Source organism: Blastococcus sp. SYSU DS1024 (assembly GCF_054050795.1).
Window position 1 is genome coordinate 190,536 of the sequence record NZ_JBJHAA010000004.1, and the last position, 25,228, is coordinate 215,763.

Genomic DNA, 25,228 nt, shown 5'->3' on the forward strand with positions numbered 1-25,228 from the left:
CAGAACGGAGAACGCGTGACCACTCGCATGACCGTCCAACGACTCGGCCGGCTGATCGCCGACGGGGAGACCGATGCCGTCCGGTCGGCGGTCGCCGAGGCACCCCAGCTGCTCGAGGGCACCGTCGAGCGCGACGGCCAGGAGGGCTGGACCCCGCTGCACCTGGCGGTCGCCTGCGACCGGGTCGACGTCGTCCGCGTGCTCGCCGGGGCCGGCGCCGACCTCTCCGCCCGCACCGACCAGCACCGCACGCCGCTGCACCTGGCGCTCGAGCACGCGCCCGGGCTGGTCCCGGTGCTGGTGGAGCTCGGTGCGGTCGTCGACGCCCCCAGCGCGGCCTACCTCGACGACGTCGACCGGCTCACCGCCGAGCTCGACGGCGGCGCGGAGCTGACCGACCCCACCACGGGGGTCGACCTGCTCGCGTGGGCCGCGTTCGGCGGCGCCGCCGGCACCGCCCGGCTGCTGCTGGCACGCGGCGCCGACCCCGATGGCGGTGCGCTGCACGCGGCCGCCGCCGGCCGCAGCGCCGAGCTGGTGCGCCTCCTCCTGGACGCCGGCGCCGACGTCGACCGCCGGGATCCCGACACCGGCCGCACGCCGCTGCACGCGGCGGTGGCGGCGGGGGCCACGGGGGACGTGCCCGAGATCGTCCGGCAGCTGCTGGACGCGGGAGCCGACGTCAACGCCACGACCCACGACGGTGCCAGCGCGCTCGACATCAGCCGCGTGGCGGCGGCCCGGCACCGGCGGGCCGACGAGAACCAGGCGAACGGCAACGACGCCCTGGTCGAACTGCTCGTCGCCCACGGCGCCACCCACTGACCACCAGGTGGGACGGGCGCGCGGTCCCCGCTCCGTGTCGGGTCCCCGACCCGGCACGGGCGTAGACTCGACACCCGGTCCAGCGACGCGCCCCTCAGACGCAGCCCCGAGACGAAGAAGGCACTCGACCCCGTGTCAAGCGTGAACTCATCCCGCCCGTCGTCCACCTCGTCCCCGGTCGCCGGTTTCGGCACCAACGAGTGGCTGGTCGAGGAGATGTACCAGCAGTTCCTCGCCGACCCGTCCAGCGTCGATCAGGCGTGGCACGAGTTCTTCGCCGACTACCGGCCGGGCAGCCCCGTCGGTGGCGGTGACCGCGAGCAGGCGCCGTCCGCCACCGGCGCACCCGCACCGGCGTCCCCGCCGCAGGGTGCTCCGGCGCCCGGCGGGGAGCCGGAGCCCACCGGCGCGGCAGCGCCGGACGTCCAGCGCCCGGCCGCCGGGTCCGAGCCGACCGGGAGCGCACCCGTGCAGAAGAGCAGCCCGAAGCCCGCCGCCCCCGCGGAGAAGCCCGCGGAGAAGAAGGCCGCCCCCGCGGAGAAGGCCGCCCCCGCCGCCAAGCCCGCGCCCAAGCCGTCGGCCGGCGACGGCAAGCAGTCCCCGCTGCGCGGCGCCGCCGCCGCCGTGGTCAAGAACATGAACGCCTCGCTGACCGTGCCGACGGCGACGAGCGTGCGGGCGGTGCCGGCCAAGCTGCTGGTCGACAACCGCATCGTCATCAACAACCACCTGGCCCGCGCGCGCGGGGGCAAGGTCTCCTTCACGCACCTGATCGGCTACGCGCTGGTCCGGGCGCTCGACGCGTTCCCGAACATGAACAGCGCCTTCGCCGAGATCGACGGCAAGCCGGTGCTGGTGGCGCCCGAGCACGTCAACTTCGGGCTGGCCATCGACCTGCCGAAGCCCGACGGCTCGCGCTCGCTGGTGGTGGCGTCGATCAAGGCCGCCGAGGAGATGGACTTCGCCGCCTTCTGGGCCGCCTACGAGGACATCATCCGGCGCGCCCGGAACAACAAGCTGACGATGGAGGACTTCTCCGGCACCACGATCAGCCTGACCAACCCGGGCACGATCGGCACCAACCACTCGGTGCCGCGGCTGACCGCCGGGCAGGGCGCGATCATCGGCGTGGGGGCCATGGAGTACCCCGCCGAGTTCCAGGGGATGAGCCCCGAGGTGCTCACGGACATGGGCGTCTCGAAGATCATCACGCTCACCTCGACCTACGACCACCGGATCATCCAGGGCGCGGAGTCCGGCGACTTCCTGCGCAAGCTGCACTCGCTGCTGCTGGGTGAGGACGGCTTCTACGACGAGGTCTTCCGCTCCCTGCGGATCCCCTACGAGCCGGTGCGCTGGATGCCGGACGTGCGGGTCACGCGCGAAGGGCAGATCGACAAGGAAGCCCGGGTCATCGAGGTCATCGAGTCCTACCGGCGCAACGGCCACCTCATGGCCGACACCGACCCGCTCGAGTTCAAGGTCCGCACCCACCCCGACCTCGACATCCTCCAGCACGGTCTCACCCTGTGGGACCTGGACCGGACGTTCCCGGTCGGCGGTTTCGCCGGTGAGCGGCTCATGCCCCTGCGGGACATCCTCGGCGTGCTGCGCAACTCCTACTGCCGCACGGTCGGCGTGGAGTACATGCACATCACCGATCCCGAGGAGCGCGAGTGGCTCCAGCAGCGGATCGAGCTCAAGCACGCGCAGCCCGACCGCGAGAAGCAGAAGCACGTGCTCGGCCGGCTCAACGCCGCCGAGGCGTTCGAGACCTTCCTGCAGACCAAGTACGTCGGGCAGAAGCGGTTCAGCCTCGAGGGCGGGGAGTCGGTCATCCCGATCCTCGACGAGGTGCTCATCGCCGGGACCGACCACGGCCTCGACGAGGTCGCGATCGGCATGGCCCACCGCGGCCGGCTCAACGTCCTCGCCAACGTGCTCGGCAAGAGCTACGCCAAGATCTTCGGCGAGTTCGAGGGCAACATCGACCCCGGCACCGTCCAGGGCTCCGGCGACGTGAAGTACCACCTCGGCGCCACCGGGACGTTCCGCAACCCGTTCCGCACCGACGCCGAGATCGCCGTCTCCCTGGCCAGCAACCCGAGCCACCTGGAGACGGTCAACCCCGTCCTCGAGGGCATCGTCCGCGCCAAGCAGGACATGATCGACAAGGGCGAGCAGGGCTTCACGGTGCTGCCCGTCCTGCTGCACGGTGACTCCGCGTTCGCCGGCCAGGGCGTGGTCCAGGAGACGCTGAACCTCTCCCAGCTCCGGGGCTACCGCACCGGCGGCACCGTGCACGTCGTCATCAACAACCAGGTCGGGTTCACCACGAGCCCCGGCTCGGCGCGCTCGACGCTGTACTCGACCGATGTCGCACGGATGGTCAACGCGCCGATCTTCCACGTCAACGGCGACGACCCCGAGGCCTGCGTCCGGGTGGCCCGGCTGGCGGTCGAGTACCGGCAGACGTTCAAGAAGGACGTCGTCATCGACCTCGTCTGCTACCGCCGCCGCGGGCACAACGAGGGCGACGACCCCTCGATGACCCAGCCGCTGATGTACGACATCATCGACCGCAAGCGCTCGGTGCGGAAGCTGTACACCGAGGCCCTGGTCGGCCGCGGCGACATCACGCTGGAGGAGGCCGAGGAGGCCCTCAAGGACTACCGCGGCCAGCTGGAGCGCGCCTTCGCCGAGACCCACGACGCGCAGGACTCCTCCAAGCCCGAGCCCGTGATGGACCCGCGCACGCCGCAGGAGTCCACGGTGCAGACGGCGATCACGCAGGAGATCCTCAAGACCATCGGCGACGCGCACGTCTCCTTCCCGCCGGACTTCACCCCGCACCCGAAGCTGCAGAAGATGCTGGAGAAGCGGGCCGCGATGGCCAGCGAGGGCGGCATCGACTGGGCCATGGGCGAGCTGCTGGCGTTCGGGTCGCTGCTGATGGAGGGCGTGCCCGTCCGGCTGGCCGGGCAGGACTCCCGCCGCGGCACGTTCGTGCAGCGCCACTCGGTGCTGATCGACCGCGAGAACGGCGCGGAGTACACCCCCCTGGCCAACCTGACCGAGGACCAGGCGAAGTTCTTCGTCTACGACTCGCTGCTGAGCGAGTACGCGGCGCTCGGCTTCGAGTACGGCTACTCGGTGGCCAACCCGAAGGCGCTGGTGCTCTGGGAGGCGCAGTTCGGCGACTTCGTCGACGGCGCCCAGATGGTCATCGACGAGTTCATCAGCTCCGGCGAGGCGAAGTGGGGTCAGCGCTCCGGCGTCGTCCTGCTGCTGCCGCACGGCATGGAGGGGCAGGGCCCCGACCACTCCAGCGGCCGGATCGAGCGGTTCCTGCAGCTGTCGGCGGAGAACAACATGACCGTCGCCAACTGCACCACGCCCGGCAACTACTTCCACCTGCTCCGCCGCCAGGCGCTGTCGGACGTGCACCGGCCGCTGGTCGTCTTCACGCCGAAGTCGCTGCTGCGGGCGAAGGCGGCGGTCAGCCCGGTGGCCGACTTCACCGAGCAGAGCTTCCGCCCGGTGCTCCCCGACACCGGGGTCGGCGGTGAGCCGCTGGATGCCGCGGCGGTGAAGCGCGTGCTGCTCTGCAGCGGCAAGGTCGCCTACGACCTCATGGCGCAGCGGGAGTCCGACGGCCGCGCCGACACCGCGATCGTGCGGGTCGAGCAGCTGTACCCGCTGCCGGCCGAGCAGATCCGCACCGAGCTCGAGCGGTACTCCAACGCCACCGACGTGGTGTGGGTGCAGGAGGAGCCGGCGAACATGGGCGCCTGGCAGTTCATGGCGGTCAACCTGCCCGAGGAGCTGCCCGAGGGCCGGAAGCTCCGGCGGGTCAGCCGGCGGGCCTCGGCCAGCCCGGCGGTCGGCTCGGCGAAGGTGCACGAGGTCGAGCAGCGCAAGCTGGTCGCCGAGGCCTTCGCCGACTGAACCGCCCCGCCCACTCGACGCCCGGTCCCCGATCCGCTCGGGGACCGGGCGTCGTAGGTTCTGGGGCATGTACTTCACCGACCGGGGTCTGGAGGAGCTGGCCGAGCGGCGGGGCGGGGAGCAGGTGACGCTCGCCTGGCTGGCCGACCAGATGCAGGCGTTCGTCGACCAGCACCCCGACTTCGAGGTGCCGGTCGAGCGGCTGGCCACCTGGCTGGCCCGGGGCGGCACGGACGACGACCTCGACGAGTGAGCGAGGACCGCCTGCCGCCCACCAGCCACGAGCTCGCGGCGGGCTGCCGCAGGGGGCCCGGCAGTGCCTGCTGACCTGCCGCTGTCGCGGGTGCGCGTCCGGGCCGACGTCACCGATCCCGACGCCTGGTTCTGGGCGCTGCCCGCCGTCGACCGGTTGCGGTCCCACGGTCTGGCGCTGGCGCCGGTGACGGTGCTCGTCGGGGAGAACGGCAGCGGCAAGTCCACGCTGCTGGAGGCGGTCGCGCACGCCTGGCGGGCGTCGCTGACCGCCCAGGTGAAGCACTGGGGTCCGCTGCCCGCCACCGAGGACGCGGAGCTGTGGCGGGAGCTGGAACTCGTCGGCGAACGCCCCGGCCGCAGGGCGGCGTCTGGCTGCGCGGCGAGGCCATGCACGACGTCTTCGCCGGCATCGACAGCACGGCCGTGGAGCTGCGCCCCTTCGACGGGATCCCGCTCAACGCTCGGTCCCACGGCGAGGGCTTCCTGGCCTTCCTCGAGTCCCGCACGCTCGAACGCGGGCTGTGGGTGCTGGACGAACCGGAGTCGGCGCTGTCGTTCCGGTCGTCGCTGCGGCTGATGGCGTTGCTGCACGGCGTCGCGGCGACCGGGTCCCAGGTGCTGCTGGCCACCCACTCCCCCGTGCTGGCCGCACTGCCGGGCGCCCGCGTCTACGAGCTGGACGAGGCGGGGTTCACCGAGCGCCCGTGGGCCGACCTGGACGTGGTGCGGGACTGGCAGACCTTCTTCGACGCCCCCGAGCGGCTGCTGCGCCACCTGCTCGACGACTGAACGACGGGGACACGCCGCCCCGCCTCCCGCCTACCGAGCGGCGTGGCGGGACGCTGGGCTCATGCTCGGTCACTCGCACGCGCTCTCCGGCCTGGCCGCCGGCGCCGCGACCCTGCCGTGGGCCCCCGTCCAGGGAGCCGTCGCACAAGGCGCCTGGATCGCCGCCGTCGGCGGCTTCGCGATGCTCCCCGACCTCGACCACCGCAGCTCCACCGTCTCGGACATGTGGGGCCCGGTCACCGACGTACCCGCAGGCGCGATCGGTGCGCTGGCCGGCGGCCACCGCTGGGGCACCCACGACGCCGTGCTCGCCCCGCTGGCCTTCGGCGCGCTGGCCGCGGCCGCCTCCGGCGCGTTCTGGTCGAGCCTGCTGGTCCTCGCCCTGGCCATCGGGCTGGCGCTGCGGGCGCTGCACTTCGTCATCCCCGGCCGGACCGAGACGACCATCCTGGGCAACCTGCTGCTGTCCTGGGGCGGCGCCTGGCTGCTGCTGGACCACATGGCGCCACCGGCCTGGCTGCCCTGGGCGGTCGCCGCGGGCGTGCTCACCCACATCGCCGGCGACGCGATCACCACCGCCGGGGTGCCGGTGCCGCTGCTCTGGCTGGCCCGGCGCAAGCGGCTGGCCCTCTCCCCCATCCGCACCGGCGCCACGATCGAGAAGGTGGCGCTGGTGCCGCTGTTCGTCGTGGCGACGCTCGCGTTCGTCTACACCAACACCGAGCTGCGCGGCGCCGTCGATCCGCTGGTCGACCGGCTGCTCAGCGCCGGCTGAGCACGGCTCACGGTCGGGGGTTGGTGCGCGTCCACCCCCGGTCGTCGCGCCGAGCGCCCTGGGCGGCCCGGCAGCGGCGGCAGACCTCCTGCACCTCCTCGGCGTGCCGGCCCGACTCCGGCTGCGCGTCGGGCCAGCCGACGTGCGGGAAGCGCGTGAGCCGCGACCTGTGCAGCGACAGCCCGCAGGCGGTCTCGTTGCGCCCGCGTTCCCAGGCGTGCACCTCCCCGGCGGGGTACCGGATCCCGTCGTCGGGATCGATCCACTGACCCGAGGCGGCGACGGCCGCCCTGCTCGCTCCCATGGGCGCCCCCGTACCCGCGATCGGCCCCTGGGACAAACGGCTCGCCGTGATCGGCCGGGACCCGCAGACTCCAGAGGTGGAAAGACTGTCCGACAAACTCCTGAACTGGGCGAGCATCCTCGACGAGGAGACCCGCCGGCAGGCCGAGCGCACCGCCTCCCTCGACATCGTCGACCCCCACGTGGCGCTGATGCCCGACGCGCACCTCGGCAAGGGCGCGACCGTGGGGTCGGTGCTGCCGACGCGGGCGGCGATCATCCCGGCCGCGGTCGGCGTCGACATCGGCTGCGGCATGATCGCCGTCCGCACGCCCTGGTCGGTGGACGAGGTGCGGGCGCGCGGCTCCCTGGCACCGCTGCGCGGGGACATCGAGCGGGCGGTCCCGCTGTCGGCGGGCCGGTACAACAAGAAGCTCACCGCGACCGCCCGGCGGCGGGTCGAGGAGCTGGAGGCGAAGGCCGAGGAGCTCGGCGACCGCGTGCTGGCCTCGGTGACGACGACGGCACCGAACTGGGCGATGCAGCTGGGCAGCCTCGGTTCGGGCAACCACTTCATCGAGGTGACCGCCGACGAACGCGACCGCGTCTGGCTGTTCCTGCACTCGGGCAGCCGCGGGGTGGGCAACAAGATCGCCCAGAAGCACATCGCGATCGCCCAGGAGCGGGCCCGGCGGGACGGCCTGGACCTGCCCGACCGCGACCTCGCCTGGCTCGACGAGGGCACCCCGGAGTTCGACCGGTACGTCGCCGAGCTGCGCTGGGCGCAGCACTTCGCGCTGCTCAACCGCGAGGAGATGATGGACCGGGTCGCCGACTGCCTGGCCCGGCACATGCGCGCCGACAGCACGCCGGAGCTCGAGCGGATCAACTGTCACCACAACTTCAGCCAGCACGAGAAGCACTTCGGCGAGCAGCTCTGGGTGTCGCGGAAGGGCGCGATCCAGGCGGAGAAGGGGCAGGCGGGGCTCATCCCGGGCTCGATGGGGACGGCGAGCTACGTCGTCACCGGTCTCGGCAACCCGGAGTCGCTGAACAGCTCGCCGCACGGCGCCGGCCGGGTGTTCTCGCGCACGAAGGCGCGCAGGACGTTCACCCGCGCGCAGCTCGAGGAGTCGATGCGCGGTATCGAGTGGCGGCACAGCGACGCGTTCCTCGACGAGATCCCCGCCGCCTACAAGGACGTGGACGTCGTCATGGCCGACGCCGCGGACCTGGTGGAGGTGCGCCACACGCTGCGCCAGCTGGTGAACGTCAAAGGCGACTGAGCCGCTACCGTGCAGCACTTGTGACGGCCGTCTCACCTGGTCCCCGGCTCGACCGGGGCGTCCACCTCGGGTACGCGCTGGGCTCGATCGGCACGGCGGCGTTCGGGACGGTGCCCGGGCTGCTGCTGCTCTACTACCTGACCGACGTGCTCGGCGTGGCCGCCGGGATCGCCGGCCTGGTGGTGTTCCTCCCGAAGGCCTGGGACGTCTGGCTCAACCCGTGGATCGGCAGCCGGTCGGACCGCACGGTGAGCCGCTGGGGCCCCCGTCGGCCGTGGATGCTCGCGGGCGGTCTGACCCTGCCCCTGCTGTTCGTGCTCGTGTTCGCCGGGCCGAGCGCGCCCCCGGCGCTGGCCGCCCTCTGGGTGGCGGTGACCTTCCTGCTGGCGGCGACCGCCTACGGGTTGTTCCAGGTGCCCTACGTCGCCCAGCCGGCGGAGATCACCGACGACGCCGGGGAGCGGGCCACCCTGATGTCGTGGCGCGTCGCGGCGCTGGCCGTCGGCATCCTGCTCGCCGGCGCCGGGGCGCCCGCTGTGGTCGACCTGGCCGGCGGCGGGCGGGGCGGCCACCTGGCGATGGCGGTGTTCGTGGCCGTGCTGCTGGCCGTGGGCATGCTGGGCGCGGTCGCCGGGACCCGGCGGGCGCCGACGCTCACGCAGGTGCGCAGCGAGGAACGGCTGGGCGCCGCGCTGGCGCTGGCCTGGCGGTCCCGGCCGTTCCGGGTGCTGCTCGTGGGCTTCGTGATCCAGGCGCTCGGGATCGGCGTGATGCTGGCCGGGGTGCCGTACTACTCGCGCCAGGTCCTCGGCGATCCGGCGGCCGGGTCGCTGCTGTTCGCCGCGCTGGTGGGCCCGGCGATCCTCGTGATGCCGCTGTGGCTGCGGGTCAGCCGCACCGTGGGCAAGCGCACCGGGCTGCTCGCCGCGGCCACCCTCTTCGCGGCCGCGGCGGCGGCCCTGGCGGTGGGCGACGCCGGCGGGACCGGGCTGGTGCTGGCCCTGGTCGTCCTCGTGGGGATCGGCTACGCCGGCATGCAGATGTTCCCGCTCGCGATGCTGCCCGACGTCATCGCCGCCGACGAGGCTGCGTCCGGCCGGCGGCGGGCCGGCGTGTTCACCGGGGTCTGGACGGCGGCCGAGACCCTCGGGCTCGCGATCGGCCCGGGGCTGCTCGGCGGACTGCTCGCGCTGGCCGGCTACGTCTCCTCCACCGGTGGGGAGACGGTGACCCAGTCCTCGACCGCCCTCACCGCCGTCCGGCTCGGCTTCAGCGTGCTGCCCGCCGTGCTCGTCCTGGCCAGCCTGCCCGTGCTCGCCCGCTACCGCCTGACCCCCGCGACCGCCCAGGAGGTCCCCGCGTGAACCCGCAGGACGTGCTCGCCGAGCTGACCGCGTTGCAGGCCGGCGACGTGCCCACCCACGGGGGCGCCACCATGGCCTACGTCTACGATTCCGGCCGCGCCGAGGTCGAGGAGCTGGCGGCGGCCGCCCAGGCGGCGTTCCAGTGGACGAACGCGCTGGACCCGACCGCCTTCCCCAGTGTGGCCCGCATCGAGAACGACCTGGTCGGCGCCGCGCTCGGACTGCTCGGCGGCGGGCCGGACGCCGTGGGCACGCTGACCAGCGGCGGCACCGAGAGCTGCGAGCTCGCCGTCCTCGCCGCGCGCGAGCAGTGGCGTGCCCGGGGCGGGGCCGGACGCCCCCGGCTGCTCCTGCCCGTCACCGCCCACGCGGCCTTCCGCAAGGCCGCGCACCTGTTCGAGGTGGAGGTCGTGGACATCCCGGTCGACGCGGAGACCTGCCGGGCCGATCCGTCGGCGGTGGTGCGGCAGCTGGACGAGCGCACGGTGCTGGTGGTCGTCAGCGCGCCGTCCTACCCGCACGGGGTGCTCGACCCCGTGGGCGAGATCGCCGGCCTCGCGGCCCGCGCCGGGGTGCCGTGCCACGTGGACGCCTGCATCGGCGGCTGGGTCCTGCCCTTCCTGGACGACGTCCCGGAACCCTTCGACCTGTCGGTGCCGGGGGTGACGTCGCTGTCGGTGGACCTGCACAAGTACGGCTACGCGCCCAAGGGCGTGTCGGTGCTGCTGACCGCCACCCCCGAGCTGCGGCACGCGCACTGGTTCACCACCGCCGGCTGGCCGGGCTATCCCGTGGTCAACCCGACCCTGGCCGGCACCCGCCCGGCCGGTGCGATGGCGGCCGCCTGGGCGGTGCACCGGTGGCTGGGCGACGACGGCTACCGGGAGCTCGCCGCCCGCGCGCGCCGGGCCACGTGCACGCTGGTCGACGGCGTGCGCGACATCCCGGGGGTGCGCGTGGTCGGGCGCCCCGCCACCACGCTCGTGGCCCTCGCCGCGGACGGCCCGGACGGCGTCGACGTCCTCAACCTCGCCGACGAGATGACCGCCCGCGGCTGGCTGCTGCAGCCGCAGCCGCCCTTCGCCCAGGACGGCGGGGACCTGCCCGCCACCCTGCACCTCACCGTCACGGCGGCCACCGCCGACCGGGTGGCGGCCCTGCTGGCCGATCTCGCCGACGCCGCCCGGGCGGCCGCCGCGCTCCCCCGCCCGGTACCCGACCCCGAGCTGGTGGCCGCCGCCGCCACGATCGACCCCGCGGCGCTGACGGTGGCCGAGGTGGAGGCGCTGCTGGAGCTGGCCGGGATCTCCGGCGGCTCGCTCCCGGAGCGCATGGCGCCGGTGCACGCGCTGGTCGCGGCGCTCCCCCGGCCGGTCGCCGAGCGGCTGCTGGCCGGGGTGCTGGGGCGGGTCTACCGACCCGCGCTCAGCGGGTGACCCCCTGCTCCCGGGCGCAGGCGCCCACGGCCTCGGCGACGGCGGTCGCGACCCGGCGGTCCAGCGGGCTGGGCACGATGTAGTCGGGCCGCAGGTCGTCGCCGACGACGCCGGCGATGGCGGCGGCGGCCGCGAGCTTCATCTCCTCGGTGATGCTGGTCGCGCCGGCGTCGATCGCGCCGCGGAAGACCCCCGGGAACGCGAGCACGTTGTTGATCTGGTTGGGCAGGTCGCTGCGGCCGGTGGCGACGACGGCGGCGTACTTCGCGGCCATCTGCGGATCCACCTCGGGCGTCGGGTTGGCCAGGGAGAACACGATGCAGTTCTCCGCCATCGACGCGATCGCCTCCTCGGGGACCGAGCCCCCGGAGACCCCCAGGTAGACGTCGGCCCCGCGCAGGGCCGCCACCATGGAGCCGGCGAACCCCGACGGGTTGGTGTTCTCCGCGAGCCACCGCTTGGTACCGGTCAGCCCGTCACGGCCGGGGTGCAGGACGCCCTGCGAATCGGCGACGGCGATCTCCCCCACCCCTGCCTCGAGCAGGATCTTCGTGCAGGCCACCCCCGCCGCGCCGGCGCCGGAGACCACGACCCGCAGGTCGCCCAGCTCCCGGCCGACCACCTCCGCGGCGTTGCGCAGCGCGGCGAGCACGACGATCGCGGTCCCGTGCTGGTCGTCGTGCATGACGGGGATGTCCAGCCGCTCGCGCAGCCGGGCCTCGATCTCGAAGCAGCGGGGGGCGCTGATGTCCTCGAGGTTGATCCCGCCGAACGACGGCGCGATCGCGGCGACGGTCTCGACGATCTCGTCGACGTCGGTCGTCGAGAGCACGATCGGCACCGACGAGAGGCCCGCGAACTCGCTGAACAGGCAGGCCTTGCCCTCCATGACCGGCAGCGAGGCGGCGGGGCCGATGTCGCCCAGCCCGAGGACGGCGGTGCCGTCGGAGACCACCGCGACGACGCGCGGTGCCCAGGTGAACCGGCGGGCCAGCGCCGGCTCGGCGGCGATCGCGCTGGACACCCGGGCGACGCCGGGGGTGTAGGTGAGGGCGAGGTCGGCGATCGAGCCGATCGAGCGGGTGGAGGAGACGGAGAGCTTGCCGCCCTCGTGCACCGCGAACGCCGGGTCGGCGGCGAAGCGATCGGTGCTGACGTGGTCCACGGAGGCCGGATTCCCGCTCATGGGCACAGCAGCGTAACCACGGCCGGAGGCCCGTCTGTCGCTACGGTGCGCAGGTGGAGATCAGCGAGCTCGCCGTGCCCGACAGTTATGTGATCGACCTGACGCCGCACGGCGACGCGCGGGGCCGTTTCACGGAGTGGTACCGCGCCGACCTGCTGTCCCAGGCAGTGGGACACCCGCTGACCCTCGCGCAGGCCAACCACAGCGTCTCCGGCGCGGGGGTCCTGCGCGGCGTGCACTTCGCCCTGGTGCCCCCCGGCCAGGCGAAGTACGTCTACTGCCCGGCCGGCCGGGTGCTCGACGTCGTCGTCGACGTGCGCGTCGACTCCCCCACGTTCGGCGTGCACGACGCGGTGCTGCTCGACAGCGAGCAGCCGCGCGCGGTCTACCTGGCCGAAGGGCTCGGCCACGCGTTCGTCGCCCTGGCCGACCGCAGCTCGGTCACCTACCTGGTCTCCTCGCCCTACGACCCGGGCCGGGAGTTCGGCGTCTCACCCCTGGACCCCGACCTGGACCTGCCCTGGCCGGCGGACCTCGATCTGGAGCTGTCGGCCAAGGACCGGGACGCACCCACCCTCACGCAGGCGCGCGACCAGGGTGTGCTGCCGACCATGGCCCAGTGCGCTGCGCGGTACGCGCAGCTACGCGAGATCTGAGCGCGGACCCGGCGGAGGGGCGTCGGGGAGCCGGCCGGGTCGCGGCCAGAGCCGGCCCACCACCCGGCCCACCGCGACGGCGGCACCGAAGGACCGGCTGTCGTCGGTCACGAACGGGTTGTCGCCCTCGACCCAGCACCCGCCGTCGACGGCGCGGTGGACCCGCTTGACCACCAGCAGCTCCGGTCGGGCCGGGAACCGGGCCAGCACGACGTCACCGGCGCGGACCGGTGACCCGACGGGCAGCCGCCGCACGAGCAACCGGTCCCCGTGGCGGACGGTGGGGGACATCGACGGGCCGGTCACCCGGGCCAGCACCCAGCGTGTCGCCAGCCCGGGAAGGCTCTCCGGGCCGCGACCGCCCGACGTGTTCACGCTGGTCACCGCGGGTAGGGTCGCAGAAGATCCATCCCCACGACCCCGGAGGCACCTCTCATGCGTCTGTTCCGCATGTTCTCCGCCGTGGAGGCCACCGCGCACTGCGACCTCCCCTGCGGCGTGTACGACCCGGCCCAGGCCCGCATCGAGGCGGAATCGGTCAAGGCCATCCAGGAGAAGTACCAGAGCAACGAGGATCCGGTCTACCGGACCCGCGCGATCATGATCAAGGAGCAGCGGGCGGACCTGGTCAAGCACCACCTGTGGGTGCTCTGGACCGACTACTTCAAGCCCCCGCACTTCGAGAAGTACCCGCACCTGCACGAGCTGTTCAACAAGGCCACGAAGCAGGCCGGTGCGGCCGGCGGCAAGGGCAGCATGGACCCCGCCGAGGGTCAGAAGCTGCTCGACTACATCGCCGAGATCGACAAGATCTTCTGGGAGACCAAGGCCGCGGCCTGACGAACACCCCGTCCTCCTCACCCCTCGCATGCTCGGGTGAGCCTCGGGACGGGGCCGCACCTCGGACGGCGCTGGTCGACTCCTGTCGGCCGGCGCCGTCCGTCGTCCGCCCTCCGGACGGCGGATGTCCGTGGTGAACAGCACGTATACCCGCGGGTCCGTCCGGGCACCCAGGACGGACCGTGGACGCGACGGGACGTCCCGATGCCCGAGTCAGGAGTCTCCGTTGATCGACGTCGGCGCCGTACTGCAGAAGGTGGAGGCGGCAGCCCCCATCGAGGCCGTCGAGGTCGTCGCGGCGGAGCTGGGCGCCATGGTCGACGCGACCGCGGTGACGCTGCTCCTCGCCGACTTCAGCGGGCGTGCCGTCATCCGCCTGACCTCCGCGGGTCGCGTGGACGGCGCGCGCAGCCACGGCGTGGAGCAGGCCGAGACGCTCCCGCTGCCCGGGTCGCGGTACGAGCAGGTCCTGCGGACCCAGCTGGCCGACGTGCAGTCGATCGACGACGGCGCCCGGATGGTCGTCCCGGTGACCGACCGCGGCGACGCGATCGGGGTGCTGGAACTCGACCTCCCCCGCTACCCGTCGAGCGACGAGGTCGCCGACATCAGCAGCGCCGCCCACGCGCTGGCCTACGTGCTCATCGCCGCGCGCCGGCACACCGACGTCTTCGAGTGGGGACAGCGCTCCACGCCCTTCGCGCTCGCCGCGGAGATCCAGCGCCGGCTCCTGCCGGCCTCCTACACCTGCGAGGCCGGGCAGTTCACCCTCGCCGGGTGGCTCGAGCCGGCCAGCTCGGTGGGCGGCGACACCTTCGACTACACGCTGGACCGTGACTGCCTTCAGCTGTCGATCACCGACGCGGTGGGCCACCAGGTCGAGGCCGCTCTCCTCGCGACGCTGCTGGTCGGGGCGCTCCGGAACGGGCGCCGCCGGGGTCTGGACCTCGCCGGTCAGGCGCGGTACGCCAACGACGCGCTCGCCGAGAGCTCCGAGCCGGGCCACTTCGTCACCGGCCAGCTCCTGCGGGTGGAGCTGCGCACCGGCGTCGCGACGATCGTCAACGCAGGGCACACCCTCCCGCTGCGCCTCCGCGACGGGGAGGTGACGGAGGTCGAGCTGGCCGTGGAGCCCCCGTTCGGCGTGGTGCCGGACAGGGGGTTCGCCGTGCAGTCCTTCCCGCTCGAGGCCGGCGACCGGGTCGTGTTCCTGACCGACGGCATGCTCGAGCGCAACGCCGCCTCCCTCGACGTCGCGGCCGCCCTGGCCGACAGTGCGGCCCTGCACCCGCGGGAGGTCGTCCAGGAGCTGGGGGCGGCGGTCCTGCGAGCCACGGGCGGCGACCTGCGGGACGACGCCACGATGCTGTGCCTCGACTGGTACGGGGGGCCACCCCGCAGGCGGGCCAGCGCGTTCGGCGCCGACCCCGGCCGCGCCTCCGCGCCGGCCTGACCGGCGGCTCCGGTCCCCGCCGCCACTCGACCGGTAGCGTTCGCACACGATGCGCATCGACCCTGCCGGCTGGCCCTTCATCACCGGACCGCTGGCCCCTGCCGCCCTGCTCGCCGCGGGAGCCCGGGCCACGGGCCGGCGCTGGCCCCGCCTGGCCACCTGGCCCCTCCTCGGGCTGTCCGCCTACATGGCGGTCTTCTTCCGCGACCCCGACCGCCGCTGCGACACCACCCCGCCCGGCCCGGACGACGTCCTCTCCCCCGCCGACGGCGTGGTCATGGTCGCCGGTGAGCCGCAGGAGGGCGTGGCCCCCGACGACGCCCCCGAGGGCGGCTGGCAGCAGGTCAGCGTCTTCCTGTCGGTGGTCGACGTGCACGTGAACCGTTCCCCTTACCGCGGCGAGGTCGTGGAGAGCTCCTACCGCAAGGGCAGCTTCCTGGCGGCGTACCGCAAGGAATCGGCGCACCGAAACGAGCGCAGCGAGCTCCGGCTCCGTGACGGCGACCGCACGGTCGTCTTCCGCCAGATCGTCGGGGTGCTGGCGCGCCGGATCGTCACCCGCACCGGGCCGGGCCGCACGCTGGCGACGGGGGAACGCATGGGGCTGATGAAGTTCGGCTCGCGCATGGACGTCTTCGTGCCGCGCGAGTGCACCCTCACCGTGACGAAGGGCCAGCGCGTGCGGGGCGGCGAGACCGTCATCGCCCGCTGGCCCTCGGCCGGCTGAAGGGATCGGCGTGCCCAGCTCCGCGTCCGGTCAGCGCCGTCCACCGACCCGTCGCACGGCCACCGTCGAGTTCGTCCGCGGCTCCGTGCGGGGGAGCCGGCGCCGCGCCCTGGCCACGCTGCCCAGCCTGTTCACCCTCGGCAACATGCTGTGCGGCTTCGGCGCGATCCTGGTCTCCATCCGGGGCCAGTACACCCTCGCCGCCGTCCTGATCGGGCTCTCGGTGCTGTTCGACATCACCGACGGCGCCGTCGCCCGGCTGGTGGGTGCGGTGACGCCCTTCGGCCTGCAGTTCGACTCGCTGGCCGACCTGGTCTCCTTCGGCCTGGCGCCGGCGCTGCTGGCGTTCACGCTGTTCTCCGAGGGCCGCGACGAGTGGGACCCGCTGGGCTGGGTGGTCTGCTTCCTCTGGGTGGCGTGCGCGGCCATCCGGCTCGCCCGCTTCAACACCACCATCGACCCGACGGCGGACAAGCGGTACTTCATCGGCATGCCCAGCCCCGGCGCGGCCGGTGTCGTGCTCGCGTCGGTGTTCGCCTTCGGTGACGACATGCAGGGCCGCGACCGCCTCTGGGTCCTGCTGGTGGTCGCGGTCCCGGCCGTGCTGATGGTGACCAACATCCGGTTCCGCTCGTTCCGCTCGCTCGTCAGCCCCAAGAGCGGCCGCCCCTACGGGCTGGTCGCCACGGCGGTGCTGCTGGTGGTCGGTTTCGCGCTGTTCCCCGTCGTCACCGGGTGCCTGCTGGCCTACGGCTACCTGCTCGCCCCGGTGCTCGTCCCGGCGCTCTCCCCGCTGGGCCGGCTGGTGCCCGGACGGGTGAAGGAGGCCTTGTCATGAGCGTGCGGCCGATCCGGCCCGGCGACGTCCCCGCGGTCGTCGGGCTGGTGCGCGAGCTCGCCGAGTACGAGCGGGCCCTCCACGAGGTCCGGCTGACCGAGGAGCAGCTCACCGAATGCCTGTTCGGCGAGTCCCCGGCCCTCTTCGGTCACGTGGCCGAGCGCGCCGGCCAGGTCGTGGGCACGGCCCTGTGGTTCCTCAACTTCTCCACCTGGCGCGGCACCCACGGCATCTACCTCGAAGACCTCTACGTCCAGCCGCGGCACCGGGGCACGGGCCTGGGCAAGGAGCTGCTCCGCACGCTCGCGGAGGTCTGCGTCGAGCGCGGCTACTCGCGGCTGGAGTGGTCGGTGCTGGACTGGAACACCCCGTCGATCGACTTCTACCGGGCGGCCGGCGCCGTCCCCATGGACGAGTGGACCGTGTTCCGCCTGACCGACGGCGCGCTCGCGTCGTTCGCCTCCGGCGACCGAACCTGACCGCGCGGCGCTAGCGTTCGACCGTGACCACCGAACGCGGACCGATCGAGTGCTGGCTGACCGACATGGACGGGGTCCTCGTCCACGAGGGGAACGCCCTGCCCGGTGCGAAGGAGTTCCTCGACCGCCTCGTCGAGCGGCGGCGCCGGTTCCTCGTGCTCACCAACAACTCGATCTTCACGCCCCGCGACCTCGCGGCCCGGTTGAGCCGCACCGGGCTCCTGGTGCCCGAGGAGGCGATCTGGACCTCGGCGCTGGCGACGGCGGACTTCCTCGCCACGCAGCTGCCCGGCGGCTCGGCGTACGTCATCGGCGAGGCGGGGCTGACCACCGCGCTGCACGAGGTCGGGTACGTCATGACCGACACCGACCCGGACTACGTCGTCCTCGGGGAGACGCGCACGTACTCGTTCGAGGCGATCACCCGGGCGATCCGGCTGGTGGGCAACGGCGCGCGCTTCATCGCGACCAACCCCGACGTCACCGGCCCCTCCCCCGAGGGCCCGCTGCCGGCGACCGGGTCGGTGGCCGCGATGATCACCGCGGCGACCGGCGCCAAGCCGTACTTCGTCGGCAAGCCCAACCCGATGATGTTCCGCAGCGCGATGAACCGGATCGAGGCGCACTCGGAGTCGACGATCATGGTGGGCGACCGCATGGACACCGACGTCGTCGCCGGTATCGAGGCAGGCCTGGAGACGGTGCTGGTCCTCTCCGGGTCCACCGCCGCGAGCGAGGTGAGCCGCTTCCCGTTCCGGCCCAGCCGCGTGTGCGACTCGATCGCCGACGTGATCGACCTGGTGTAGCCGTACGTCCGGCGCCGGCGGCGTCAGCGGTCCTCGTACGCCAGTCGCGAGTCGGGCGCGGCCAGCAGGTAGAGCACCGTGGCCGCCAGCACCAGGATCGGCAGGCCGATCAGCGGCTGCTGCGCGGAGAAGGCGAACGTGAAGCCGGTCAGCCCCAGGAACAGCTGGAGCGCCACCACCGGAGCCCGGGCCCAGCCGGCGACCCGCCACAGGCCCCGCGCCCCCGCCCCGAGCACACCGGCGGCCAGCGCGGCCAGCACCACCTCGGCGAGCGCACGAGGCACGCTCTCCGGGGCGCCGGCCAGCGTGAGGTAGAGCAGCACCAGCGCGCCCACCGCGAACGCCAGCGCCTCCAGGGCCACCACCAGCGCCGCCCGGCGCAGCGACGGCGGCGCCTCCGCCGCCGGCAGGGCGGGGCGCGGCGCCGGCTGCGCGGCCGTGGCGCCGAACAGCCGGTCGGCGAGGCGACGGGGCGGCGGGGTGGGCGCTCCGCGGTCCTCGGTCACGACGACGAGATTACGCGCGGGCCCGGTGCCCCTGATCGCCACCGGACGTCCTCCCGCGTGCACGCCGGGCCGCTGGTTAGCCTGGCGGCATGCGCGCGCTCGTGGTCGTCAACCCCGCGGCCACGACCACGACCGCCAAGATGCGCAACGTGCTCGTCGGCGCGCTGGCCAGCGAGCTGAAGGTGGACGTCGCCGAGACCATGCATCGAGGGCACGGCCGGGAACTGGGCGCCCGGGCGACCGCCGAGGGGATCGACGTCGTCGTCGCCCTCGGCGGCGACGGCACGGTGAACGAGGTGGTCAACGGCCTGCTCACCGACGGGCCCGGACCGGCCGTGCCGACGCTGGCCGTCGTGCCGGGCGGGTCGACCAACGTGTTCTCCCGGGCCCTCGGCCGGTCGCGTGACCCGGTGGAGGCGACCGCCGAGATCCTCGCCTCGCTGCGCGCCGGCCGGACGCGGTCGGTGTCGCTGGGCACGGCGAGCGCCACCGGCACCAGCACCGCGGCGGTCACCGGGGTCGCGCCGGAGGCCGCGGAGGCGGTCGCCCGGGCCGACGCCTTCGCCGACGGCCCGGGGTGGACCGACCCACGGTGGTTCGTGTTCGCCGCCGGCTTCGGGTTCGACGCCGAGGTGATCGCCCGGGTGGAGGCCCATCGCGCCCGGGGGCGCCGGTCGACCGGCGCGCTCTACGTCCGGGAAGGCACCAACGCATTCCTGTTCGGGCGGGAGCGGCGGCGCCCCGCGATGACGCTCCAGGTGCCTGGCGAGCCGCCCGTCGAGGAGCTGTTCCTCTGCCTGGTGTCCAACGTCAGCCCCTGGACCTACCTGGGGGCGCGACCGGTCAACCCGACACCGCAGGCATCCTTCGACACCGGGCTGGACGTCTTCGCCCTGGGCCGCATGGGTGCCGCCCGGATGCTGCGCGCTCTGCGGCAGACCATGCGACCGGAGCCGGACCTGCGCGGACGCGGCCTGCACCGGTGGCACGACCTCCAGGAGCTCGCGATCACCGCCGTGCGACCGCAGGGCTGGCAGGTCGACGGGGACCACCTGGGCACGGCCACCGGCGTCCGGATCACGAACGTGCCGCACGCCCTGCGCGTGATCGCCTGACGACGTTCCTTGAGCGCTGGCGACCGACTTTCCCCCCGCCGGGTGGCGGGCCTAGCACGGGCGTGGTGAGGTTGCTCACGCGGGGGTCAGCGTCGACCCCGATTCGCTTGACAGGCGTCCGGCACGTGAAAACATCGCTGCTGGGACGCAACCTGCCGGTAACAAAGCAGGCAGTCGCTGCCGCCAAGGCGCTGGGTGACCGGTGTCGGCCCGGCGATGGCAGACCGAGCAAGGCGACTGACGCACCGACCGCAGACGACATCGAGGAGTACAACGCCATGGACTGGCGCCACCGCGCGCTCTGCCGGGACGAGGACCCGGAGCTGTTCTTCCCGATCGGGACGACCGGCCCCGCTCTCGTCCAGATCGAGCAGGCCAAGGCCGTGTGCCAGCGCTGCCCGGTGGTCTCGTCGTGCCTGGACTGGGCCTTGCGCTCGGGCCAGGACTCCGGTGTCTGGGGTGGGCTCTCCGAGGACGAGCGGCGCGCGCTGAAGCGGCGCCAGGCTCGCACCCGGGTCCACACCGCCTGATCCGGAGCACCACGACGGCTGCCGGAGAGCACCGGCAGCCCACCGCACCACCGCGAACGCACCGACCGCCACGAGGCCGGTCCGGGTCCTCCCGGACCGGCCTCGGCGTCGTCCGGGAGGGTGCAGCTCAGCGCCGCGGCCAGGCGCTGCGGGGCAACGTCAGCACGACCTCGGTGCCCGACCGGCCTTCCAGCGTCCCCATCGTCAGGCTCCCGCCCAGCTCGCTGGTGACCAGCGTGCGCACGATCTGCAGGCCGAGCCCGTCGCTCGCCGCCGGGTCGAAGTCCGGTGGCAGGCCCCGTCCGTCGTCGCGGACCCGCACACGCAGGTCGTCCCCCTCGCGCTCGGCGACCAGTTCGATGACCCCCGGCTCCCCCTCGGGGAACGCGTGCTCGGCCGCGTTGTGCAGCAGCTCGGTCACGGCGAGGACCAGTGGGGTCGCCGCTGCCGCGGGCAGCTCTCCGAACGAGCCGGTGCGGCGGGTGCGGGCCGCCGGCCCCACGGAGGTCAGGTCACCGAGCATCGGCAGCACCTGGTCCAGGACGTCGTCGACGTCGACCACGTCCTCCCGGCTGCCGGCGAGCGTCTCGTGCACGACCGCGATCGACGCCACGCGGCGTACCGACTCCTCCAGCGCCGCCCGGGCCGCGGGCTCGGTCATCCGGCGGGCCTGCAGGCGCAGCAACGCGGCGACCGTCTGCAGGTTGTTCTTCACCCGGTGGTGGATCTCCCGGATGGTGGCGTCCTTGGTCAGCAGCGCCCGGTCCCGCCGCCGCACGTCGGTCACGTCGCGCACCAGCACCAGCGCCCCGGGTTCGGCGCCGGGGGCGTGCAGCGGCAGCGCCCGCAGGAGCAGCGTCGCGCTGGCGGCCTCGACGTCCATGGGATCCAGGTAGCGACCGGCGATCGCCGCGGTGATGCCGGCGGCCGCCGCCTCCCCCGCCACGCGGTCGGTGACCGCGCGGCAGGTCACCTCGGCGAGGACGGCGCCGGCCAGGTCGCCGACCACCCCGATCCGGCGGTAGGCCGAGAGGGCGTTCGGGCTGGCGTAGGTGACCCGGCCCGCCCCGTCGAGGCGCACCAGCCCGTCCCCCACCCGTGGGCTCATCTCCGCGTCCTGCACCTTGACCGGCGGGAAGGTGCCCGCGGACACCATGAGGCAGAGGTCGGCGGCGATGTCGAGGTAGGTCAGCTCCAGCGTCGACGGTGACCGCGTCACCGCGAGGTTGGTGTCCTTGGCCAGGACGGCGATCCCCACGCCCTCGTGCCGCACGGGGATGACCTCGCGCCGGCGCGGAGTCGTCCCCGACCAGTCCGGTTCCCCGTCGGTGACCGGCCGCCCGTCGCGGAGCGCCACGGTGAAGGGCCGCGCCGCGTCGGCGTCCACCTCGACGCCGACCATGTCCTCCGGCCGGCTGGTCGGCGCGGTGAGCGGGCGGACCTGGGCGACGCACCACCACTGTCCCGACGACAGCGGCACCCAGAGCGTCAGGTCGGCGAAGGCCAGGTCGGCCAGCAGCTGCCAGTCGGCGACCAGCCGCCGGGCGTGGTCGATCTGGGCGGGGCTGGACGCCGTGCCGCGGGTGAGGCGCTCCGAGAGGCTGCTCATGGTGCCCCGAGCCTATGGCCCGTCCCGAGGTCCACCCCGAGCGGGCGAGCAGGACCGGGGCCTCTCCTACGCTGCTCGGCGTGCCGCCCCTCCCCACCGTCCGCATCGAGCCGGCGGTCCCCGCCGACCACGACCGCATCGCCGCGCTCACCGTGGACGTGTACGTGCGCGGCGGCCTGGCGTCGGCGGAGTACGCCGCCGAGCTGGCCGACGTGGCCGGTCGTGCTCGATTGGCCGAGCTGCTGGTGGCCCGCGACGAGGCCGGCCGGCTGGTCGGCAGCGTGGCGTTCGTGGCGGGCGGCGACTTCGGCGAGGTGCTCGAGTCCCCCGACGAGGCCGGCTTCCGCATGCTCGTGGTCGACCCGCGGGCGCAGGGTCGCGGGGTGGGAGCCGCCCTGGTGCAGGCGTGCCTGGCCCGGGCCCGTGCGACGGGCCGGCGGCGCGTCGTCATCTCCACCGGCACGCGCATGACCGCGGCCCACCGGCTGTACGAGCGGCTGGGCTTCACCCGGCTGCCGGCGCGCGACTGGTCCCCCGTCCCCGGCGTCGACCTGCTCGTCTACGCCCTCGACCTCTGAGACCCCGTCCAGGGGACGCCCGGAGCCTGCGAGGGGTGGGGAGGACGGGGTCCTTCCTCAGGCGGACGCGACGGTGGCGATGAGGTCGCCCTCCTGGAGCACCTCGCCCTCCACCACGTGCAGCTCCTGGACGGTCCCCGCCCGCTCGGTCAGCACCGGGATCTCCATCTTCATGGACTCCAGGATCACCAGCGTGTCACCGGCGGACACCTGCGCACCGGGCTGCACCAGCACCTTCCAGACACTGGAGACCATCTCCGCGTGGATCTCCTCGACCGCCACCGGAACCTCCCGCGCCCGCCCGATCATGAGCCCCCATCCAAGCACGGGCCCCGGGCGTCAGGTCGCCGGGAAGGCGCGCCCCTCCGCCAGCCTGCCGAGCACGGCGCAGACCTCGGGACCGTCGTGCGGCACCCCGGCCCCGGTCGGTCCGGACAGCGCCAGGCTGGCCGCCCGGGCAGCCGTCGCCACGCTGTCCGCTCCGGCGCTCACGGTGGCCAGCAGGGCGTCGTACCAGCCGTCCAGCCGGTCACCGGGGTCGTAACCGCTGACCGCGACCAGGTCCACGCCGCCCTCGGCCGCGGGCGGTCGCCCGGAGCCGGGGAGGCGACCGCTGATCCGGCCGGCGGTCCCCGGCGGGAGCGTGGCGCGCAGCTGTGCGACGACCGCCGCCCGCGGCTCGGTGCGGGCCACGGGATCCGGCCCGGGGACCCGGGGACCGACGGCGCTGCGCAGCGCCAGCTCGACGGCGTCCACACCGTGCGACCGCTCGAGCACCGCCATGTCCAGCGAGAAGCCCGCGGCGACCTCGGCCAGCTCGCCGTCGGGGGCGATGCCGACGGTGACCAGCCCGCGCCAGCCCACCTCGGCGAGGCGGTGCGCGGCCGCGGGCAGCTGCCGGGGCTCGCCGGGGGTCCAGGACACCCGGGCGATGCCGGCGGCGCGATCCCGCGCCACCGGGGTGTCGAAACGGAGTCCGTCAGCGGTCACCCAGGCGAGGAAGCCGCGCTCGCTGGCCGGCTCCACGCCGTCGCCACCGAGGCGTTCCAGGACCTCGGCATCGGGGCCGCCCCAGCGCAGACCCGCCCGGACCACCTCGGCGGCCAGTCGCGCGTTGCCGGCCAGGGCGGGAGGAACCGGGAGGACCGTATCGGCGCCGCTGCGCCGGGCCGCCTCCACGATCCGGTCGACGGCCAGGTAGGACTCGGCCGCCGGCGCAGGCCCCAGCAGCACGGCGTCGTCGGCCAGGCGGACGTGCCGTGCCGAGCGCTCCGTCTCGCTGTGCACCGCGACCGCCTTGAGGCCGAGCCGCTGGCACGCCCGGATCACGGCGCACCCGGCGGGTCCCCGTCCGGCGACGAGGACGGTCTCGATCCCCAGCTGCGGCACTGCTGCTCCTCCTGCGTTCGCCCTGCCCGGCGCACGGCCGGGTCTCCCCGTGAGAGGCTTGCCGGGTCAGCTTGGCGGGTCCGTCGGCGCAGCGCACCCCGCGTGCGCCTGTTCCGGCCCCCGCGCACACCCACGGGCCGCCCGGCCCACCAGCAGTATGAGAGGAGGGCAGCGATGTCCAAGCGCGGACGCAAGCGTCGCTCCCGCAAGGGGAACAAGGCCAACCACGGCAAGCGCCCCAACGCCTGACGACAGGCCCGGGAGCACCGCAGCGAGGCACCAGCGGGGAGCGGACCGGGCGCGGAGTCAGGCCAGTGCGCGACGCCTGAGGAAGGCCGCCGGGGCCCCTGCGGGGAGCCGGATGCGAGAGGCCCAGAACCCGTCGGGTTCTGGGCCTCTGGCGTTCGGCCCCGTCCCGGGGCCCAGCCTGAGCGTGCGAAGGACGGGGTCCTCTCAGGCGGTGGGGCGCTCCTCCGACCGCTCGATCGTCAGCCGCTCGACGCTGACCTGGGTCCCGTCCTCCTCGAACGAGACGCTCGTCAGCTGCATCTTGATGCGGTCGCGCAGGCCCGACGGCGGCTTGTCGCCACCGCAGCGTCGCCGGACCAGCGCCTTGAACTCCTGCTCGATGCCGAACTGGCGCAGACAGGGCGAGCACTCGTCGAGGTGCTCGGCGATCACGCCCCGGCGCTCGTCGGACGTCTCGTGGTCGAGGAACTCGAAGACGTGCGTCAGGACGTCGTCGCACGAGTTGATGTCGAGGGGCTCGCCGGCCCCCTGCAGATCGCTCACGGGCGGGTCGCCTCCTCACCGGCCCCGGCGCGGACGAAGCCCCGCTCCCGGGCGTAGTCGGCCAGCAACTTCTGCAGCCCTCGGCGACCGCGGTGCAGCCGGGACATCACCGTGCCGATGGGCGTGCCCATGATCTCGGCGATCTCCTTGTAGGCGAACCCCTCGACGTCGGCCAGGTAGACCGCGAGCCGGAAGTCCTCGGGCAGCTGCTGCAGGGCCTCCTTGATGTCGGAGTCCGGCAGGTGGTCCAACGCCTCGATCTCGGCCGACCGCAGGCCCGAGGAGGTGTGCTCCTCGGCGGCGTAGAGCTGCCAGTCCTGCACCTGGTCGGTGGGGTACTGCTGCGGCTGCCGCTGCTTCTTGCGGTAGCTGTTGATGTAGGTGTTGGTGAGGATGCGGTACAGCCAGGCCTTGAGGTTGGTGCCCTCGGCGAACTGGTGGAACGCCGAGTAGGCCTTGACGAAGGTCTCCTGCACCAGGTCCTCGGCGTCCGCCGGGTTGCGGGTCATCCGCAGGGCCGCCGGGTAGAGCTGGTCGAGATAGGGCAGCGCGTCGCGCTCGAACCGCGCGTCCCGCTCGGCACGGGTCTCGGCGAGCTCCGTGCGGCTCCCGCCCTCGCGGGCCTCCGGCACCTCTACCGGCGCGCCCTCGGGCAGCTGACCGGGGTTGTCGACCGCGGATTCCTCAGGCACCGACCGTCCTCTCCGGGGCCCCCGGACGCGGGGCACCACGTCGGTCGATCCTAGCCGTGCGGCGTCCGGACG

28 protein-coding genes are annotated in these 25,228 nt (G+C 73.8%); 19 read left to right on the top strand and 9 right to left on the bottom strand.

Features of this window, described 5'->3' with window-relative positions; all coding sequences use genetic code 11:
* Positions 1-15: 15 nt before the first annotated feature.
* The 5 genes from ACI79S_RS05765 to ACI79S_RS05785 all read left to right on the top strand — a co-directional run bounded on the left by ACI79S_RS05765 (position 16) and on the right by ACI79S_RS05785 (position 6,592).
* Entirely contained in the window at positions 16-825 is an 810-nt protein-coding gene (locus tag ACI79S_RS05765; RefSeq protein WP_456592480.1) for an ankyrin repeat domain-containing protein, read from the top strand.
* A gap of 141 nt (positions 826-966) precedes the next feature.
* Positions 967-4,773 carry a multifunctional oxoglutarate decarboxylase/oxoglutarate dehydrogenase thiamine pyrophosphate-binding subunit/dihydrolipoyllysine-residue succinyltransferase subunit gene (locus tag ACI79S_RS05770; RefSeq protein ID WP_456592481.1) on the top strand — a complete coding sequence of 1,269 codons (3,807 nt, stop codon included), beginning with the start codon at positions 967-969 and terminating at the stop codon, positions 4,771-4,773.
* 67 nt (positions 4,774-4,840) lie between these two features.
* On the top strand, positions 4,841-5,026 hold the full coding sequence (locus ACI79S_RS05775; protein WP_456592482.1) for a DUF6104 family protein: 186 nt from the start codon (positions 4,841-4,843) through the stop codon (positions 5,024-5,026).
* Positions 5,027-5,346: 320 nt separating this feature from the next.
* Complete coding sequence (locus ACI79S_RS05780) at positions 5,347-5,817, top strand: hypothetical protein (protein ID WP_456592483.1); 471 nt, start codon at positions 5,347-5,349, stop codon at positions 5,815-5,817.
* 61 nt (positions 5,818-5,878) lie between these two features.
* A complete protein-coding gene (locus ACI79S_RS05785) occupies positions 5,879-6,592 on the top strand; it encodes a metal-dependent hydrolase (RefSeq protein WP_456592484.1) in 714 nt (237 codons plus the stop codon).
* Positions 6,593-6,599: 7 nt separating this feature from the next.
* Here the strand turns inward: ACI79S_RS05785 and ACI79S_RS05790 are convergent, their stop codons facing one another.
* Positions 6,600-6,896: a hypothetical protein gene (locus ACI79S_RS05790; protein WP_456592485.1), complete on the bottom strand. Its 297-nt coding sequence runs from the start codon at positions 6,894-6,896 to the stop codon at positions 6,600-6,602.
* 76 nt (positions 6,897-6,972) lie between these two features.
* Here ACI79S_RS05790 and ACI79S_RS05795 point away from each other — a divergent pair, with 76 nt between their 5' ends.
* Genes ACI79S_RS05795 through ACI79S_RS05805 form a run of 3 tightly spaced genes read left to right on the top strand, consistent with a single transcriptional unit; the run spans position 6,973 to position 10,960 of the window.
* On the top strand, positions 6,973-8,160 hold the full coding sequence (locus ACI79S_RS05795; RefSeq protein ID WP_456592486.1) for an RtcB family protein: 1,188 nt from the start codon (positions 6,973-6,975) through the stop codon (positions 8,158-8,160).
* Between the two features lie 20 nt (positions 8,161-8,180).
* Positions 8,181-9,524 carry an MFS transporter gene (locus tag ACI79S_RS05800; RefSeq protein WP_456592487.1) on the top strand — a complete coding sequence of 448 codons (1,344 nt, stop codon included), beginning with the start codon at positions 8,181-8,183 and terminating at the stop codon, positions 9,522-9,524.
* Complete coding sequence (locus ACI79S_RS05805; protein WP_456592488.1) at positions 9,521-10,960, top strand: pyridoxal phosphate-dependent decarboxylase family protein; 1,440 nt, start codon at positions 9,521-9,523, stop codon at positions 10,958-10,960. The genes ACI79S_RS05800 and ACI79S_RS05805 overlap by 4 nt, the downstream gene beginning before the upstream one ends.
* Here ACI79S_RS05805 and ACI79S_RS05810 read toward each other — a convergent pair.
* Positions 10,950-12,146, bottom strand: coding sequence for an NAD(P)-dependent malic enzyme (locus tag ACI79S_RS05810; RefSeq protein WP_456592489.1), 1,197 nt, complete (start codon positions 12,144-12,146; stop codon positions 10,950-10,952). The two genes, ACI79S_RS05805 and ACI79S_RS05810, sit on opposite strands and share 11 nt — an antisense overlap.
* 53 nt (positions 12,147-12,199) lie before the next feature.
* Between ACI79S_RS05810 and ACI79S_RS05815 the strand changes: the two genes are divergently transcribed.
* Positions 12,200-12,802, top strand: a complete 603-nt coding sequence (locus ACI79S_RS05815) for a dTDP-4-dehydrorhamnose 3,5-epimerase family protein (protein WP_456592490.1) — start codon at positions 12,200-12,202, stop codon at positions 12,800-12,802.
* Here the strand turns inward: ACI79S_RS05815 and ACI79S_RS05820 are convergent.
* Positions 12,788-13,186 carry a S26 family signal peptidase gene (locus ACI79S_RS05820; RefSeq protein ID WP_456592491.1) on the bottom strand — a complete coding sequence of 133 codons (399 nt, stop codon included), beginning with the start codon at positions 13,184-13,186 and terminating at the stop codon, positions 12,788-12,790. The genes ACI79S_RS05815 and ACI79S_RS05820 overlap by 15 nt on opposite strands.
* A gap of 51 nt (positions 13,187-13,237) precedes the next feature.
* On the opposite strand from ACI79S_RS05820, the gene sodN reads away from it, so the two are divergent.
* From sodN to ACI79S_RS05850, 6 genes are all read left to right on the top strand, one after another.
* Entirely contained in the window at positions 13,238-13,642 is a 405-nt protein-coding gene (gene sodN / locus ACI79S_RS05825) for a superoxide dismutase, Ni (protein WP_456589260.1), read from the top strand.
* Positions 13,643-13,868: 226 nt separating this feature from the next.
* Positions 13,869-15,095 carry a PP2C family protein-serine/threonine phosphatase gene (locus ACI79S_RS05830; RefSeq protein ID WP_456592492.1) on the top strand — a complete coding sequence of 409 codons (1,227 nt, stop codon included), beginning with the start codon at positions 13,869-13,871 and terminating at the stop codon, positions 15,093-15,095.
* Positions 15,096-15,144: 49 nt separating this feature from the next.
* The gene (locus ACI79S_RS05835) at positions 15,145-15,822 is read left to right on the top strand and encodes a phosphatidylserine decarboxylase (protein ID WP_456592493.1); all 678 of its coding nucleotides are present in this window, start codon (positions 15,145-15,147) and stop codon (positions 15,820-15,822) included.
* A 10-nt stretch (positions 15,823-15,832) separates the two neighbouring features.
* Complete coding sequence (gene pssA, locus ACI79S_RS05840; protein WP_456592494.1) at positions 15,833-16,660, top strand: CDP-diacylglycerol--serine O-phosphatidyltransferase; 828 nt, start codon at positions 15,833-15,835, stop codon at positions 16,658-16,660.
* Positions 16,657-17,139, top strand: coding sequence for an N-acetyltransferase family protein (locus ACI79S_RS05845; protein ID WP_456592495.1), 483 nt, complete (start codon positions 16,657-16,659; stop codon positions 17,137-17,139). The genes pssA and ACI79S_RS05845 overlap by 4 nt, the downstream gene beginning before the upstream one ends.
* 23 nt (positions 17,140-17,162) lie before the next feature.
* A complete protein-coding gene (locus ACI79S_RS05850; protein WP_456592496.1) occupies positions 17,163-17,945 on the top strand; it encodes an HAD-IIA family hydrolase in 783 nt (260 codons plus the stop codon).
* Between the two features lie 23 nt (positions 17,946-17,968).
* On the opposite strand, the gene ACI79S_RS05855 is transcribed toward ACI79S_RS05850, so the two are convergent.
* Complete coding sequence (locus tag ACI79S_RS05855; protein WP_456592497.1) at positions 17,969-18,451, bottom strand: hypothetical protein; 483 nt, start codon at positions 18,449-18,451, stop codon at positions 17,969-17,971.
* Between the two features lie 89 nt (positions 18,452-18,540).
* Between ACI79S_RS05855 and ACI79S_RS05860 the strand changes: the two genes are divergently transcribed.
* Together ACI79S_RS05860 and ACI79S_RS05865 are read left to right on the top strand one after the other, a co-directional pair.
* Entirely contained in the window at positions 18,541-19,566 is a 1,026-nt protein-coding gene (locus ACI79S_RS05860) for a diacylglycerol/lipid kinase family protein (protein ID WP_456592498.1), read from the top strand.
* Between the two features lie 278 nt (positions 19,567-19,844).
* Positions 19,845-20,096 (top strand): WhiB family transcriptional regulator, encoded by a 252-nt coding sequence (locus tag ACI79S_RS05865; protein ID WP_091928851.1) that lies wholly within the window; start codon positions 19,845-19,847, stop codon positions 20,094-20,096.
* A 127-nt stretch (positions 20,097-20,223) separates the two neighbouring features.
* On the opposite strand, the gene ACI79S_RS05870 is transcribed toward ACI79S_RS05865, so the two are convergent.
* Positions 20,224-21,705, bottom strand: coding sequence for a sensor histidine kinase (locus tag ACI79S_RS05870; RefSeq protein ID WP_456592499.1), 1,482 nt, complete (start codon positions 21,703-21,705; stop codon positions 20,224-20,226).
* A gap of 80 nt (positions 21,706-21,785) precedes the next feature.
* On the opposite strand from ACI79S_RS05870, the gene ACI79S_RS05875 reads away from it, so the two are divergent.
* Complete coding sequence (locus ACI79S_RS05875) at positions 21,786-22,283, top strand: GNAT family N-acetyltransferase (protein ID WP_456592500.1); 498 nt, start codon at positions 21,786-21,788, stop codon at positions 22,281-22,283.
* Positions 22,284-22,340: 57 nt separating this feature from the next.
* Here the strand turns inward: ACI79S_RS05875 and ACI79S_RS05880 are convergent, their stop codons facing one another.
* Both ACI79S_RS05880 and ACI79S_RS05885 read right to left on the bottom strand, forming a co-directional pair.
* Positions 22,341-22,565 carry a biotin/lipoyl-binding carrier protein gene (locus ACI79S_RS05880; RefSeq protein WP_456592501.1) on the bottom strand — a complete coding sequence of 75 codons (225 nt, stop codon included), beginning with the start codon at positions 22,563-22,565 and terminating at the stop codon, positions 22,341-22,343.
* Positions 22,566-22,622: 57 nt separating this feature from the next.
* Positions 22,623-23,672 carry a biotin carboxylase N-terminal domain-containing protein gene (locus ACI79S_RS05885; protein WP_456592502.1) on the bottom strand — a complete coding sequence of 350 codons (1,050 nt, stop codon included), beginning with the start codon at positions 23,670-23,672 and terminating at the stop codon, positions 22,623-22,625.
* Positions 23,673-23,846: 174 nt separating this feature from the next.
* Here ACI79S_RS05885 and ACI79S_RS05890 point away from each other — a divergent pair, with 174 nt between their 5' ends.
* On the top strand, positions 23,847-23,921 hold the full coding sequence (locus ACI79S_RS05890) for a 50S ribosomal protein bL37 (protein WP_014377707.1): 75 nt from the start codon (positions 23,847-23,849) through the stop codon (positions 23,919-23,921).
* Positions 23,922-24,125: 204 nt separating this feature from the next.
* Here the strand turns inward: ACI79S_RS05890 and rsrA are convergent, their stop codons facing one another.
* Together rsrA and ACI79S_RS05900 are read right to left on the bottom strand one after the other, a co-directional pair.
* The gene (gene rsrA / locus ACI79S_RS05895; protein ID WP_456592503.1) at positions 24,126-24,464 is read right to left on the bottom strand and encodes a mycothiol system anti-sigma-R factor; all 339 of its coding nucleotides are present in this window, start codon (positions 24,462-24,464) and stop codon (positions 24,126-24,128) included.
* Positions 24,461-25,156 (bottom strand): sigma-70 family RNA polymerase sigma factor, encoded by a 696-nt coding sequence (locus tag ACI79S_RS05900; protein ID WP_456592504.1) that lies wholly within the window; start codon positions 25,154-25,156, stop codon positions 24,461-24,463. Before ACI79S_RS05900 ends, rsrA begins: the two co-directional genes overlap by 4 nt.
* Positions 25,157-25,228: the final 72 nt, after the last annotated feature.